This is a genomic window from Acrocarpospora pleiomorpha, from assembly GCF_009687885.1.
In the GTDB taxonomy this organism is placed as follows: Bacteria; Actinomycetota; Actinomycetes; order Streptosporangiales; family Streptosporangiaceae; genus Acrocarpospora; species Acrocarpospora pleiomorpha.
Map to the genome: position 1 here is coordinate 100,768 of NZ_BLAF01000034.1, position 15,201 is coordinate 115,968.

14 protein-coding genes are annotated in these 15,201 nt (G+C 68.4%); 9 read left to right on the forward strand and 5 right to left on the reverse strand.

Annotated features, from left to right (window positions below; translation table 11 throughout):
- Nucleotides 1–3: 3 nt before the first annotated feature.
- From Aple_RS28295 to Aple_RS28305, 3 genes are all read right to left on the reverse strand, one after another.
- A complete protein-coding gene (locus Aple_RS28295; protein ID WP_155347763.1) occupies nt 4–1,227 on the reverse strand; it encodes an acetyl-CoA C-acetyltransferase in 1,224 nt (407 codons plus the stop codon).
- Between the two features lie 19 nt (nt 1,228–1,246).
- Nucleotides 1,247–1,837, reverse strand: coding sequence for a nuclear transport factor 2 family protein (locus tag Aple_RS28300; RefSeq protein WP_155347764.1), 591 nt, complete (start codon nt 1,835–1,837; stop codon nt 1,247–1,249).
- An 87-nt stretch (nt 1,838–1,924) separates the two neighbouring features.
- Entirely contained in the window at nt 1,925–2,521 is a 597-nt protein-coding gene (locus Aple_RS28305) for a nuclear transport factor 2 family protein (RefSeq protein ID WP_155347765.1), read from the reverse strand.
- A gap of 311 nt (nt 2,522–2,832) precedes the next feature.
- Between Aple_RS28305 and Aple_RS28310 the strand changes: the two genes are divergently transcribed.
- The 3 genes from Aple_RS28310 to Aple_RS28320 are packed head-to-tail and all read left to right on the forward strand — an operon-like array spanning nt 2,833 to nt 5,403.
- Nucleotides 2,833–3,600: an SDR family NAD(P)-dependent oxidoreductase gene (locus tag Aple_RS28310; protein ID WP_155347766.1), complete on the forward strand. Its 768-nt coding sequence runs from the start codon at nt 2,833–2,835 to the stop codon at nt 3,598–3,600.
- A 50-nt stretch (nt 3,601–3,650) separates the two neighbouring features.
- Entirely contained in the window at nt 3,651–4,406 is a 756-nt protein-coding gene (locus Aple_RS28315) for an SDR family NAD(P)-dependent oxidoreductase (RefSeq protein ID WP_155347767.1), read from the forward strand.
- A 31-nt stretch (nt 4,407–4,437) separates the two neighbouring features.
- Complete coding sequence (locus Aple_RS28320) at nt 4,438–5,403, forward strand: VOC family protein (protein WP_155347768.1); 966 nt, start codon at nt 4,438–4,440, stop codon at nt 5,401–5,403.
- 11 nt (nt 5,404–5,414) lie between these two features.
- Here the strand turns inward: Aple_RS28320 and Aple_RS28325 are convergent, their stop codons facing one another.
- Entirely contained in the window at nt 5,415–6,548 is a 1,134-nt protein-coding gene (locus tag Aple_RS28325; protein ID WP_155347769.1) for an NAD(P)/FAD-dependent oxidoreductase, read from the reverse strand.
- Between the two features lie 71 nt (nt 6,549–6,619).
- On the reverse strand, nt 6,620–7,498 hold the full coding sequence (gene sigJ, locus Aple_RS28330) for an RNA polymerase sigma factor SigJ (RefSeq protein ID WP_246264833.1): 879 nt from the start codon (nt 7,496–7,498) through the stop codon (nt 6,620–6,622).
- 183 nt (nt 7,499–7,681) lie between these two features.
- Between sigJ and Aple_RS28335 the strand changes: the two genes are divergently transcribed.
- The 6 genes from Aple_RS28335 (at nt 7,682) to Aple_RS28360 (ending at nt 15,081) form a co-directional block, all read left to right on the forward strand.
- On the forward strand, nt 7,682–8,095 hold the full coding sequence (locus Aple_RS28335; RefSeq protein ID WP_155347770.1) for a hypothetical protein: 414 nt from the start codon (nt 7,682–7,684) through the stop codon (nt 8,093–8,095).
- 133 nt (nt 8,096–8,228) lie between these two features.
- Nucleotides 8,229–9,146 carry a glycosyltransferase gene (locus Aple_RS28340; protein ID WP_155347771.1) on the forward strand — a complete coding sequence of 306 codons (918 nt, stop codon included), beginning with the start codon at nt 8,229–8,231 and terminating at the stop codon, nt 9,144–9,146.
- A complete protein-coding gene (locus tag Aple_RS28345; protein ID WP_155347772.1) occupies nt 9,146–11,014 on the forward strand; it encodes an ABC transporter ATP-binding protein in 1,869 nt (622 codons plus the stop codon). Before Aple_RS28340 ends, Aple_RS28345 begins: the two co-directional genes overlap by 1 nt.
- Nucleotides 11,011–12,789 carry an ABC transporter ATP-binding protein gene (locus tag Aple_RS28350; protein WP_155347773.1) on the forward strand — a complete coding sequence of 593 codons (1,779 nt, stop codon included), beginning with the start codon at nt 11,011–11,013 and terminating at the stop codon, nt 12,787–12,789. The genes Aple_RS28345 and Aple_RS28350 overlap by 4 nt, the downstream gene beginning before the upstream one ends.
- 28 nt (nt 12,790–12,817) lie before the next feature.
- Nucleotides 12,818–14,044 (forward strand): glycosyltransferase, encoded by a 1,227-nt coding sequence (locus Aple_RS28355; RefSeq protein WP_155347774.1) that lies wholly within the window; start codon nt 12,818–12,820, stop codon nt 14,042–14,044.
- Between the two features lie 65 nt (nt 14,045–14,109).
- Nucleotides 14,110–15,081: an alpha/beta fold hydrolase gene (locus Aple_RS28360; RefSeq protein WP_246264834.1), complete on the forward strand. Its 972-nt coding sequence runs from the start codon at nt 14,110–14,112 to the stop codon at nt 15,079–15,081.
- Nucleotides 15,082–15,201: the final 120 nt, after the last annotated feature.

Sequence of the window (15,201 nt, forward strand, 5' to 3'; positions counted from 1 at the left end):
AAACTAGGCGAGCCTCTCGATCACCATCGCCATGCCCATTCCACCGCCGACGCACATCGATTCGACACCGAACTGCTTGTCGCGCTGAACGAGGGCATTGATGAGACTGCTCGTGATGCGGGCGCCGGTCATTCCGAACGGATGCCCGATCGCGATCGCCCCACCGTTGACATTGAGCCGGTCGAGGTCGATGCCGAGCTTGTGAGCCGAACCAAGGCACTGTACGGCGAAGGCCTCGTTGATCTCGAAGAGGTCGATGTCGGCGAGGGACATTCCGGCGGCATCCAGTGCGGCGGGGATGGCGGTCACGGGGCCGAGACCCATGATCTCGGGCGAGACGCCCGTGACGGAGGTGGCGACGATTCTGGCCAGAGGGGTGATGCCCAGGTCCTTGGCCTTGGTGGCGCTCATCACGACGACCGCGGCCGCGCCGTCGTTGAGGGGGCAGGCGTTGCCGGCGGTAACGGTGCCGCCCGCGCGGAAAACCGGTTCGAGCCGGCTCACCGCCTCGAGTGTGACGCCCGGGCGAGGTGAGTCGTCCGTCGCGACCACCGTGCCGTCGGGCCGGACGACCGGGGTGATGTCGCTCGCCCAGAATCCGTCGGCGATCGCCTTCTCAGTGAGGTTCTGGCTGCGTACGGCGAACTCGTCCTGCTCGCGACGACTCATCCCCAGCACTTGCTGGACGTTCTCAGCCGTCTGACCCATCGAGAGGTACACGTCCGGAAGCTCACCCCGCGCCCGGGGATCGATCCAGGGCTCAGGATGCGCGGCGCGGCGCGCGGTGCGAGCGAGGGAGTCCGCGAACCGGGGGTTCAGGAGGTCCTGGCCTTCGATCGAGTCGCTCGTGCCCTTGCTGAATCCGCTCACGACCTCGACGCCGGCGGAGATGTAGACGTCCCCTTCTCCGGCCTTGATCGCGTGGAATGCCATTCTCGTCGTCTGCAGCGACGAGGAGCAGTAGCGCGTGATCGTGGTGCCCGGGAGGTGATCGTAGCCGAGCATGACCGCCACATTCCGGCCCATGTTCCACCCCTGCTCGCCGCCCGGCATCCCGCAGCCGAGCATGAGGTCATTGATGTCCGCTGCGTCGAGCTCGGGCACCTTATCCAGGGCGGCGCGGACCATTTGCACGGTCAGATCGTCGGCGCGCATGCCGGCGAGGGTCCCCTTGAAGGCGCGGCCGATAGGCGAGCGCGCTGTCGAGACGATCACTGCTTCGGGCACAGGGATTCCTTTCTGGTGGTCAGGACTCGTTCAGCCAGCGACGCTCGCGCTCGTAGAACGCGGCGACCTCATCGGGACGGTCGTCGCCGAGCAGATCATCGAGAACGGCGTAGCCGCGCGCGGCCAGGAACCACGCGAGCAGGCGGTAGGGCTTGCGGAACGGCGCAAGCTCAGCGGCGTCAACGTGCACGGACTCGCCGGGTGTCGTCACCACAAGGTGGTCGCGCTCGTAGATGGTGTCGAGTCTGAGGAGCCGCCATTCACTGTCGCGCCGGAGCGCGCGGTACTGAATGCGGAGGGATGACATCAGAACGACGTCGACGTCGTTGATGGTGATCGGGGCTTCGATCACGGTCGGCAACTCGGCGATGGCGCGGTCTCCGATGACGTGGACGACCAAGGGGGACAGGCGATGCGTTGACACGCTGCCGTTCGCGTTCATCGCCTCGGACAGGTCGACGTTCTCGTAGGCGCCCCCCTCGAACCAGCTGAGGTGGACTGTGGCGTCCGGCCAGTACTGGGCGCGCATCTGGTCCCACCACCTGCGGTCGCGCCCCTGGCGCTCGTGCAGCACCAGTTGAGTCACGGTCTCGACGTCGCTAGTTGCCATATCGCGAATGTAACAGATATTCTCGGTAGGAAGTGAAAATTACGAAAATAGTGCTCATCCTCCGAGGGTCTGCTGTGATGGGGTGTGTCAGCGGCGGAGAGTCTCTCCAGCCAGCCAGCGCCGGCCATCCGCGTAGAGTTCCTGCACCTCTCGGCCGCGAAGACCGGGAACGTCCGTGTGGACGCTCATTCCCGCAGTGCGCTGGCAGTAGAGCAGATGCCGGCAGCCGGGCGGAAGCGTTGCCAGCACCGCTTGATCCATCGCCGGAATCTGGCCGGGCGTCACGGGGTCCACCCGGTCCTTCTCGTAGATCGGTTCGCGAAGCACGATTCGCCAGTCGCCGCTTCGCCGCTCGAAGAAGTCGTAGAACCGCCCCACGCAGGTGACGTCGACCTCGACGTTCTCCAACATGAGGCGCTGTGAGATGGACATCTTCGTCTGCGCGATCGCGCGATGGTCCGACACCTCGATCGATGAGCCACCGAGGAAGTGGTGCACCAGCACCCCCGCCTCAAAGCCCGCGCGAGCCGCGGCGACGAAATCGTCGGCAGAGCCCCTGAACCAGGTTGTCTTCATCCGACCGTCGTGATGCCACGTCAGACGGAGTTCGTCCCATGCCCCCGCGTCGCGCCAGATCGCCCAGGCTTCGATGACGGACCGGATACTGCGGTCGGGGCTGTCCACGGGTACTCCTTCGGATTCGATTGCCGCGCGGGCGGCGTGAGCTTCGGGTGCGGGCGAGCGGATCGTGGGCTACCTGGACGAGGCCACAGGAAGCGGTGCCACCGACGCAGGTTCGAACGTGCTCATGGTCCAATGGCCGGTCGGCATAACTTCGAAATATCGTTGACACCTCGAATGTAACATGATTTTGTGATATCGGCTGCAATCCGTCGTTCCCGTGACCAGTCCCCGAACGAGATCCATCCGCCCACCCGCAGGCTAGATCCCGTGTTGGCGGGCGCGACGAAGTCCAAGGATGAGGAAGTGACCAGATGAGTTCGCTCCAGTCAAAGGTCGTCATCGTCACCGGCGGACTCGGAGGCATCGGCAGTGCGACAGCGCGCCTACTTGCCGAGTCCGGGGCGCACGTCGTCGTGACGGATGTGGTCGAAACAGGCGGCGCCGCCTTCGCGGCGGAGCTCTCCGCTGGCGGGCCCGAGGCGTTCTTCGTCCAAGCCGATCTCGCCGAGGAGGACCAGGTGCGCGCGCTCGTCGAAAGCACGGTCGAGCGTTTCGGGCGGCTGGACGGCGCGTTCAACAACGCGGGAGTGTCGCAGAACGAGAAACCGCTCGTCGATCTGACCACTGACGATTTCATCCGGGTGATGCGCGTCAACGTGCTCGGCACGTTCCATTGCCTGAAGCATCAGATGCGGGCGATGGCAGGCGGCGGGTCCATCGTGAACACCTCCTCCGGGCTCGGCGTGATGGCGTTGCCGAACCGAGCGGAGTACATCACCTCGAAGCATGCCGTGTGCGGATTGACACGTGCCGCCGCGGTCGAGGGCGGGCCGCTCGGCATTCGGGTGAACGCGATCCTCCCGGGCTCGATACGCACGCCGATGGCCGAGGCCGTCTTCGGGTCGACGGAGTCCGCGGCGTACGTGGAGCGGGCGGCCAGCCTCCACCTGCTGGGCCGGCCCGGCGAATCGGTGGAGATCGGCCATGCGGTGCGTTGGCTGCTGTCCGACGAGGCGTCATTCGTCACGGGTGCGCTGATTCCCGTCGAGGGCGGCCTGACCGCGGGGCGGAGGTTGTGAACCCATCCGCACAGTTACTGGAAGGCGATCATGAACCTAGGACGCACGCGATGAGCGCGCCCACCTCCAGCGACGCCGGCCGCATCGTCGCCGTCACCGGGGCCGGCTCCGGCATCGGGCTGGCCACCGCATCGGCGTTCGCCGCGGCCGGGATGACCGTCGTCGGGCTCGACCTGCGCGAAGGCCCTCCAACTGAGAGGATCGGCTGGATTCCGTGCGACGTCGCCGACGACGCCTCCGTGAGCGCGGCGTTCGCCGCTCTCGGCGACGCGTACGGGAAGCTCGACGTCGTCGTCAACAACGCCGGGATCGGGGCGCGAGGGTCGGTCGAGACGGCGACCGACGACGACTGGCTCCAGGTTTTCGGCGTCAACGTGTTCGGCGTCGCGCGAGTCAGCCGGCACTCGATTCCGCTCCTGCGGTTGGGGCACTCGGCCACGATCGTCAATGTGGCGTCCAGCGTCGCCGTCGCCGGAACCCCGCTGCGCGCGGTGTACAGCGCGTCCAAAGGCGCGGTCGCCGCGCTCACTCGGGCGATGGCGGCCGATCTCGTGGCCGAGGGCATTCGGGTCAACGCGGTCTACCCCGGGGCAGTGCATACCGCCGTCACCGGTCGTTACGACGCGGATCCGGATGCCGCGCGGCAGCTCCTGACCGCCCGGATGCCGTTGGGGCATCTCATCGGCGCCGACGAGATCGCGCGGGCGATCGTGTACCTCGCCGACCCGGCCAACCGCTCGCTGACCGGCGCCGAGTTCCGCTACGACGGCGGGATCACCGAGCTGGTCAACTTCGGCACGGCATGATCTCTGGATTCTGAATCAGGAAGGCTGGAACATGGCAGGTCTCATCCAGGTCGCCGTGTGCACGGCGAATATGCCGCGCACGATTCGCACGCTGGTCGAGGTGTTCGGCTTCTCGAGCGCGGGCGGTAGGCCCCGGTGGGGCGAGGTCGCCGCCCGCCTGCAGGAGTTGCCCAGTGGCGATGACACCTCGGTCATGCTGTGGTGGATGCTCGGACGTCAGGAGTTCGTGCACATCGAGCTGTTCCACCACATCATTCCCCCGCAGCGACCCCGGCCGGCGGGGTGGCGGCCCTCGGACCTCGGCTGGGTGCGTTACGGCATCGCCGTCTCCGACTTCGACGCGGTGCTGGAGCGGCTGAGCGCGGCGGGGGAGTCGACGCTCACCGACCCCGTGATCGTCGACGGGGCGCGGCGGGTCTGCTTCCAAGAATCCGGGTCGGACGTCATCGTCGAGATCATCGAGGAGACCGAGCAGACAGCCGTTCCCGGCGTGCGGCCCGGCCCGGCCGTGTCCTATGCCGCGGTGTCGGTGTCGGACTTGGAGGTCGCGCGTCGACAGATCCGAGAGGTCTTCGGGTTCGCTGAGATCGCGTCCGACGCCCTGCACTGTCCCGAGCACGAGGCATTGTGGGGACTCGAGGGCGCCCGGCGAACCTGCGCGGTGTTCCAGGCCGGCGACGTGCTCCTCGAGGTGATGGAGTACGAAACCCCCGAGCCGAAGGCCCCGGACCCCGACGCACCCTTGAGCGATCAGGGCTTCATGAACGTTGCCATGGGGTACCGGGACCGCGATGAACTCCTGAGCGCGCGTGAAGCGTCCGAGCGTCTCGGCATCCGTTCGACCGCCGGGATGCCGGCGGTCTCCGGCGGCTTCTATCTGCGCCTCGTGGATGATCTCTCCGTCGAGATGCTGCTGGTGCCCGAACAGTTCGCGAGCTCGTACGGCTTCGAACCGCAGGAGCTCGCACCGCCGGGAAGCCCGTTCGCGCGGACCTAGAGGCTGACCCGTTACCCCTGCCTGGCGGCGGCCACTGCCAGGGCGGGGTAGCGAAGGTTGTACCACCCGGTGGTGCGGAGGACGGCCTTTTTGATCACCGCGACCGGCCGGCCGGTGCGCACCTTCCCGCGCGGGCTGCCGTCGAGGTCGGTGGGCTGGAGGAGGCCGTCTCGCCGGCCGAGGCTGATGCACAGGGCGTCGGTCTTGACCCGCAGCGGCTTGGGGGTGCGCCCGGCCAGGCGCGCGGTGATCGCATGGAAGGCGCACGCGGCGGCCAGCCCCCCGGGCCCGCAGCCCATGCGCAGCACCTGCCCGTCCTGGGTGTGCGCGGCCGCGGCGTCCCCGATGCCGTAGACCTCCGGGTGCGACTCCGAGCGCAAGGTTCCGTCCACGAGCATGCGCCCGCGGCCGTCCACGGCCAGCCCGGCCTGCCGCGCCAGCTCCGGGACCGTGAAGCCGGCGGTCCACGCCACCACGTCGGCGGCAACGTGCTCGCCGCCTTCCAGCAGCAGGCCGTCCGCGTCGACCTTGGCGACCTTGGCGTGCTCCCACACCTGGATCCCGAGGCGGTCGAAAGCGCGGTGCAGGTACTCCCGGCCGCGCTCGGACAATGCCTCGCCCAGCGCTCCGCTGGTGGCCAGCCGTACCGTGCGATCGGGGTAGGTCTCGGCCAGCTCGGCGGCCGTCTCCAGACCGGTCGGCCCCGCGCCGACCACAGCGACCGTATCGGCGGTGCGCATCCGATCGCGCAGCCGCTTGGCCTGCTCGGCGACGGCGACGGCGTAGGCGTGCTCGGCCGCGTCGGGTACGGCGTCCAGGTCGGCGTGGCTGCCCAGCGCGTACACCAGCAGGTCGTAGCCGACCGGCTCGGCACCGCCGGCCAGCTCCACCTGCCGCCCCTCCGGGTCGATGCGCGTCACCTGGTCGATGATCAGCCGGATGCCGGTGCCCTCGAACAGGTCGCGCAGTGGCAGATGGCGCACCCGCTGGCCGGAGGCGAGCTGATGGTTGCGCATCCGCTCCACGAACCGGTCACGGTCGTTGACCACCGTGACGGTCGCGCCGGTCCGCTTGGCGAGCAGCTTCGCGGTCATCACTCCGGTGTATCCGGCACCCAGGATCGCGATGTGCGGTGTCGTCGTCATGGACGTTATCCCTTCGTCGTTCGGCACCGGATGAACGGGAGACGAAGACGATTCGTGACAACGCGACCAGATCACATTTTCTGCTTCACAAGGAAGGCAAGCTTGTCCGGGTTGGTGACAGTACGGAGGGCGACGATGCGATCGCCGTCGAACTCGGGAACGGTGACCCCGGACAACTGGCCGTCCAGGTACGCCACGAGCGCGGGCTCCCCGTTCACCACGTCCGGCGTCAGGCGGATCCGCTGCGCGTACCCGGTCAGAGCGAGCAGGTAACGCAGGACCTCCTCCCGCCCGACCAGCGGCCGCCGCATCGCCGGCGCCTTTCCACCACCGTCGGCCCAGGCGACTACATCCTCGGCCAGCATCCGCTCCAACGCCGGCACATCGCCGCCCATGGTGGCCTCCAGGAACCGCTCCAGGAGCTCCCGGCGCTGCCCCGGCGGGACGGTGAACCGCTTGCGCGCCGCGGCGACATGCTGCTGCGCCCGGCGATACAACTGCCGGACATGCGGCTCAGTCACCTCCAGAATCTCCGCGACTTCCCGATGACTGTGCCCAAACGCCTCCCGCAGCACGAACACCGCCCGCTCCGGCGGCGTGAGCCGCTCCAGCAGCACCAGCATCCCCAACGACAGCAACTCCCGCTGCTCCACCGTCTCCAACGGATCAAGCGCACCGCCGCCGGTGAGCACCGGCTCAGGCAGCCACGGCCCGACATAACGCACCCGCTGCACCCGCGCCGAGGTAAGCCGATCCAGACACAGGTTGGTGACCACCTTGGTCAGCCACGCCTCCGGCGAAACCGCACTATCGCAACGCTCCCAGCGCAGATAGGCGTCCTGCACCACATCCTCAGCCTCGGACGCCTCCCCAAGCAGCCGATAGGCCACCCCGAACAGCCGCCGCCGGTTAGCCTCAAACCGCTCCAGCCGCTCCGGCGTCACGCCCACGACCAACTCCCACCCGCACCTGACGCAACCGGGCGCGCACACCGCCCGTCGGCGCCAGGGGTGAAGGACATCACGGACACTTCCGCTCGAATCCCGGACAGCTCAGCCACCAACCAGCGTAACCGCCTGCCCATGTCCCCCCTGATCCCGGTTAGCATCGGGGCACCGACGGAAGGTACGCGGGTGGTCGACGAGCGGGACGTCCGACGGGTCAGAGTGGCCCTCTGGGTGGCTCTCGGGATCTTCGCGCTGGTGTTCGCGTTGCCGGTAGCCGGCTTCTACGTCGCTCAATGGCGGTTCACCGCGGCGGCCGAGGAGAGGGCCGAGCGCTACGCCGTGCTCTTCGCCGAGCGCGCCGCGGAACGCTGGGGAAGCGCGGCCGATCCGGTGGCGGAGGCGGACGAAGGGCTCGCGGAGGTCGGGGTGCGCGCGACCGCACCTGGATCGCCCGTTGTCACCGTGGAGGCTACGGCGGACAGGGAATCGTTCCTCGGGTCCGGCGGGGTCGTCGTGCGTTGCTTCTCCGTCGCCTTTGCCGTACCCCCGCAGGGTGGTCGGGTCACCTACGGCGTCGAGCCCCTTGGGGTGTGTGGCTGACGTTGGTCAGAGGGGCCCTGAGCTGGGGGGATGGCCACAGCATTTAGGAAGATGCGCCTGTGGAGAGCGCGCCGGAAGACTGACAGTCCGGGCGTTTTACGCGCATTCCTCTTCGCGGTGGACTGGAGCGGCAATGGCAGGCTCATTGAAATGCAGTGTGGTCATTCCCACCTACAACCGGGTGGAGCTGCTTCGGCACACGCTCGAATCGATGGTCGGGCAGAGTCTGCCTGGTGATCAGTTCGAGGTGCTGGTGGTGGATGACGGGTCCACCGACTCGACGGCTGAAATGGTGGACAGCTTCCGGGGCCAGCTCAACCTGCGGTACTTCTTTCAGGAGGACGAGGGATATCGGGCGGCCAAGGCGAGAAACGTGGGCATCGCGGCCGCCGCCGGCGACGTGTGCGTGCTGATCGATTCGGGGGTTCTGGCGCAGTCGGGGTGCCTGGAGGCGCATCTGGAGAGCCACCGGACCGCCGACGGGCCGGTCGCGGTCGTGGGATACGTGTACTGCTTCAACCTCGACAACGAGGACGCGGCGCAGATCAACCAGATCATCGACTTCAAGGACCCGGACGGGACCATCGCCACCCTCGATGAGAAGGGCGTCTGGCTGGACGTCCGGGAGATCTTCTACGGGATGTACGGCGACGAATTCGGCGGCCTGCCCGCGCCGTGGCTGAACTACTGGACCTGCAACGTGTCGGCCAGGACCGACCAGCTGCGCAGGATCGGCATGTTCGACGAGGAGTTCAAGCGCTGGGGCGGGGAGGACATCGACCTCGGCTACCGGCTGCACCGCGACGGCGCCCACTTCGTGTTGAACCGGAAGGCCGCCGCGATCCACTGCCCGCACGAGAAGAGCTTCGACGGCAACAACGAGCAGGCCGCGAGCAACTACGAGTACATGGCGGCCAAGTACCGGACGCCCATCGTCGACCTGCTGCCGCGGATCGGTGAGCTCAACTACTGGGAACTCAACAACATCATTCGCGACCAGAACCTGCCTATGTGCGCGGACTATCTCGCCGCGAGTGGTCGGGAGGCCTGATGTCCGCGAATCCGTACGTGATGTCGGCCGGCGAGCTGGTGGCCTCCCGCTGGCGGATCGCCAAGCTGGTGCCCAAGGCGGGGACGGGGCTGGTCGCGCTGCTGGTGGCCGTCAACCTGGTGCTCGGCCTGCTGCCCGTGGTGTTCGTGATCGCCACCAGCGTGGTGCTGGGAAGGGTGCCCGCGGCCGTCCAGGGCGGGCTGGACTCGCCCGCGTGGGACTCGCTGGTCGCGATCTTCGTGGTGGCCGCGGTCGCGTTCGTGGCGCAGCAGATCATCGCGCCGCTGCAGGCGTCGCTGGGGGAGCTGGCGGCGCGCAGGATCGACGGGCAGATGGTCGAGCGGCTGATGGCGGCCTCTCTGCGGACGACGGGGATCGGGCCGCTGGAGGATCAGGGCGCGCTCGAGGATCTGCGGGTGGCCGCGCGCGAGCTGGAGTTCGGAGTGCAGAGCCCGGGGCAGGCCTGCGCGGGTCTGGTGGCGCTGATCGGACGCTACACCCAGCTGGCCGGGTACGCGGTCGTGGTCGGCGTGGCGTTTTCCTGGCTCGCCGCCGCCGGGCTCGTTGTCGCGGTCCTGCTCTTCCGGTACGGCCAGCGCGGCGGCCTGCGCAAATACGCCCGGGTGCGGTTCGCCCTCACCTCGGCCGAGCGTAAGGGCGACTACCTGCGCACGCTGGCCATCCAGCCGCTGGCGGGCAAGGAGATCCGGGTGTTCGGCCTGGCCGGGTGGATGCGGGACACGCTGCGGACCGCGTACTTCGCCTGGCTGGAGCCGATGTGGGCGGAGCGGCGGCGGGTCTACCTGTGGCCGTTCGTCTGGTTCGGGGCGTGGGCGCTGGTGGCCACAGCCGCGGTCTTCGGCCTGGTCGGGTCCACGGACACGCTCACGCTGACGACGTTCATCCTGGTCATGCAGGCGTCGCTTGGGTCGCTGCGGCTGGCGGAGTACTACCCGGAGTCGGATCTGCAGACCGCCATCGGCATGGAGGCGTACGACGCGGTGCAGCGGTTCGCCGACCGCATCGACGAGCCGGTTGAGGAGGAGCGAGCGGCCGTCACCGTGCCCGAGCCGGTGCACACCATCCAGTTCGATCGGGTGACCTTCCGGTATCCGGGGCAGCGGCGCGCGGTCTTCGAGGACCTGGACCTGACCATCCCGGTCGGCCGGTGCACCGCGATCGTCGGGTTGAACGGCGCGGGAAAGACCACGCTGGTCAAGCTGCTGGCCCGGCTGTACGAGCCGACCTCGGGCACGGTACGGCTGGACGGCGTGGACATCTCGACGTACCCGATCGAGGCCTGGCGCGCCAAGCTTGGCGTGATATTTCAGGAATTCGCCAGGTATGAGGCGCCTGCGGCGGACAACATCGGGTTCGGCGCGGTGGCGTACATGGATGATCGGGCCGGAATCCGGGCCGCCGCCGAAGGGGTGGGCCTCACCGCCACGCTGGAACGGCTGCCGCTCGGCATCGACACGCCGCTGGCCCGGCACCTGACCGACGGCGCTGACCTGTCCGGCGGGCAGTGGCAGCGGGTCGCGCTCGCGCGGGCGCTGTTCGCCCTCCGCCACGGCTCCTCGATCGTGGTCCTGGACGAGCCCACGGCCAGCCTCGACGTCCGCGCCGAGGCCCGGTTCTTCGACGACTTCGCGGGGCTCACCCAGGGTGCGACCACGCTGCTCATCTCGCACCGTTTCTCCACCGTCAGGCAGGCCGACTTCATCGTCGTCCTGGAACACGGCCGGATCATCGAGCAGGGCAGCCACGAGGAGCTGCTGGCGCTGGACGGCCGGTACGCCACTCTGTTCCACCTCCAAGCCGACCGTTTCACCGACGAATCCGACATCGACGAGGAGGTGCCGGCGTGAAGGACCTCCTCGCCGGCTCCTGGAAGATGATCAGCACCGCGTGGCGGATGGACCGGCGCAAGACCGCGATCTCGGTGGTGCTGATGGTGGCCGGCGCGGCGGCGGCTCCCGGGCTCGCCGCCGGTCTGGCCTGGATGACCAACGCCATCGTGGCCCACGACCCGGGCCAGGCGGCCCTGGCGGGCATCGTCGTCGCGGTGCTCGCCGTGATGGTGCTGACCTTCGGCCACTTCGCCCACCTGGCCTACTTCGAGCTCTCCGAGCTGGCCGAACTCGACTTCGACGAGCAGCTCATCGCGCTGTCCAACGGCTCGGTGGGCATCGAGCACCACGAGCGGGCCGAGCACGCCGACGCCCTGACCGTGCTGCAGCAGGAGAGCCGCCAGTTCCGGGTCGGCCTGGAGGCGCTGCTCAACAGCATCGGCCTCGGCCTGGCGGTGACGCTCACCGGCGTGCTGCTGGCCATGGTCAACCCGTGGCTGCTGCTGCTGCCGCTGGCCGCGATCCCGCCGCTGCTCACCGGCCGGGCCGCCGAACGGGTCAGGGACACCGCACGGACCGCCACCGCCGAATCCACCCGGGTGGCGCTGAACCTGTTCCATCTGTCCACGTCGGCCAGGCTCGCGGGTGAGCTGCGTGTCTTCGGTCTCGCCAAGGAACTGCGCGGGCGGCACACCCGGCTGTGGGCGGACGCCACTCGCGGCCTGTGGCGGGCGCACCTGGCCGCCACCTGGCTCCGCGCCGCCGGGCAGGTGATCTTCGCGCTGGCCTACGTGGGCGCGGTCCTGCTGGTGGTGCGGGACGCGATCGCCGGGCGGCGCAGCGTCGGCGAGGTGGTGCTCGTCATCGCCCTCGCCGCCCAGGTGAACCAGCAGGTCACCACCGCTGTCACGCTGCTGCAGGATCTGCAGCGCATGTCCAGCGCGTACCGGCGGCTGGCCGGGATCCGGGAGGTGGTGGGCGTCGCGGCGTACGGCGAGGAGAGCCCGCCGGACCGGCTGCGGGACGGGATCCGGCTGGACGACGTCGGCTTCACCTATCCGGGCACCGACGCGAAAGTGCTCAGCGACGTCAACCTGCACATCCCGGCCGGAGCCACGGCCGCCATCGTCGGCGAGAACGGCGCGGGCAAGACCACGCTGGTCAAGCTGCTGTGCGGGTTCTACCGGCCGACCCGCGGCCAGGTGCTCATCGACGGGGTGGACATGCGGCGCATCCCCATCGACGCCTGGCGCGAGCGCATCGCCGCCGGTTTCCAGGACTTCGTCCGGTACGAGTTCCTCGCCGGCGAGACGGTCGGCGTCGGCGACCTGCCCCGGCTGGACGACGAACCGGAGATCAGGGCGGCGCTGGACCGGGCGCAGGGCTCCGACGTGCTCGAGCATCTGGACGACGGCCTCCAGACCCAGCTGGGCAAGTCCTTCACCGACGGCGTCGAGCTGTCCGGCGGGCAGTGGCAGAAGCTGGCGCTGGGCAGGGCGCTGATGCGGTCCTCGCCGTTGCTGCTGGTGCTCGACGAACCCACCTCGGCGCTCGATCCGCAGGCCGAGCACGCGCTCTTCGAACGGTACGCGGAGCAGGCCAGACGGGTCGGCGAGGCGACCGGCGCGATCACCCTGTTCGTGTCGCACCGTTTCTCCACCGTCCGGATGGCCGACCTGATCATCGTCGTGCAGGACGGCCGGGTCGTCGAGGTCGGCGACCACAGCACGCTCGCCGCCAGCGGCGGCCTCTACTCGGAACTCTTCGCGCTTCAAGCCAAAGCGTACAGCTGAGCGGCGGATGACCTATTAAGGAGAATTCATGAAGGTTTCCGTGATTATTCCCACCTACAATCGCGCCGAAATGCTGCGCGATACCCTTAATCACCTCACCCGGCAGGACATTTCCGCCGACGATTTCGAGGTCATCGTCTCCGACGACGGCTCCACCGATCACACCAAGGACGTGGTCGACTCCTTCGCCGGGCAGCTGCACATGAAATACCACTTCATGGAGTATCTGGGGTTCCGGGCTGGGCACGCCCGCAACGCGGGGGCCAGGATGGCGTCCGCGCCGCTGCTGGTCTTCCTCGACACCGGCGGCATGGTCGGCCCCGGCTTCCTCCGCGCCCACCTGGCCGAGCACGCCCGTCCCGGCGGCCCGCGGGCCATCGTCGGGTACGCCTACGGCTACAACCCCGACTACGGCCACGACCAGGTGGACGCCATCGCCGAGGCGATGTCCCGGATGCTGCCCGAGCAGGTGGTCGAGCATTTCACCGGCAAGTCGTGGTTCCTGGACATCAGGCACGGACTGTACGAGAAATACGACTTCGACCTGAGCCGCATGGTCATCCCGTGGCTGCTCTTCTTCACCATCAACGTCTCCGTCCCGGCCAAGGAGTTCCACGAGGTCGGCGGTTTCGACGAGGGCTTCGACCGCTGGGGCTGCGAGGACATGCATCTCGGCTTCAGGCTGTTCAGAAGCGGCGTGCCGCTGGTCCTGTCCAGGACGGCCTGGGCGCTGGAGTATCCGCACGAGCGGGACCGGGCCAACGACATGCAGGACGTCGCGATCAACCTGCAATACTTCCTGCGCGGCTGGGAGGAGCCCCAGGTCGAGCTGCTCGCCCTGCTCATCCCGCGGCTGCTCTTCGGGACCATCGACGACGAGTGCCGTGCCGTGCTCGACTGGGCGGCGAGCGTCCGCGACCTGGACGTGTCCGCCGAGATCGACGCGGCCGTGAAGGAGATCGCGCCGACCGGACGGATCGTCGTCATCGGCGCGGGCGGCCGGGTGCCGCCGTCGCTGCCCCCGGCCACCCTGTTCGACGTCGACCGCGATCTGCTCCAGCGGGCGACCGCGGGCGGCGGCCACACCGGGCACCACCGGATGGGCCTGCTCACCGGTCTTGAGGACCAGTCCGTGGACGCGGTCGTCATCACCTCCCGTTTGGCCGGGCTCTGGGACCGTTGGAGCGAGGACCTGTTGGCCGAGGCGGGACGGGTGGGGCGCAAGATCCACGTCACTTTCAGTGCGCATTCTTAGAGATGCGCGGTCGCTCCCCGTATTCGAGGATCAATTCATCGGTAAATCGAGGAGGGACCGTGGAGATGAAGAATTCTTCAGGGCCGGTCATGAAGCGGCTCACATTATTCGCGGTAATCGCGGCGCTGGTGGCTCTGTTCACCTCCGCCGCCGGGCCGGCCAACGCCGGCGGCGACCTCAGGCACGGCAAGGTCTCCGTGGACGGCGGCAGCATCCACTACGTCCGGGCCGGCAACGGCCCGCCGCTGGTGCTGCTGCACGGCTGGCTCGGCACCTGGTACACCTGGAACAAGGTCATCCCCGAGCTGGCCCGCGACCACACCGTGCTCGCCTTTGACCTGCCCGGCATCGGCGAGTCCAGCGTGTACGCCGGCGGATACGACAAGGTCACCACCGCCCACCGGATCCGCGAGGCGGTCCGCAAGATCGGCTTCCGCGGCCAGGTCGAGCTCCTCGCCCACGACGTCGGCGGCCAGGTCGCCTACCCCTACGCCCGGGACTTCCCCGGCGAGGTCACCAGACTGGCGGTCATCGAGGCCCTGCTGCCCGGCTTCGGCCAGGAGGACTTCTACCCCTTCAGCTGGCACTTCCAGTTCAACATGTCACCGATCGCGGAAGCGGTCTGGGACACCGGCGACACCAAGCCGATCCTCGACCACTTCTTCGACGGCGCCCGCCACCCCGAGAACATCGCCCGCGAAGTCTTCTACAAGGCCTATTCCGACCCAGGCGACCGCCACGCCGGCTTCGAGTACTACCGCTCCCTCGCCGCGGACGCCGCCAACAACCAGGCCAACGCCGATTCCAAGCGCCTGACGATGCCAGTGCTCGCGATCGGTGGCCAGCAAGCTCTCGGCGGAATCATCGCAGGCTCGTTCCGCCACGTCGCCAACGACGTCCGCGAAGTAATCGCCCCCGAATCCGGCCACTTCACCCCCGAGGAAAACCCCCAGTTCACCGCAGCCTGCGCAAAACTCTTCTTCGCCAACACCCCACAACCACCTCCCCCGGCGAACCTCACCGGATGCGCTTCTTGATCTAGCTCCCGGCAACGCACGAGGGCTGGGCCGACCGGTGGACGGCCAATTCTGCGACGTGGTTCTCCCACCCGCCCAGCCCTTTGATTTCCCTTGGGCTCCGCCCGACCCTGTCGGTGC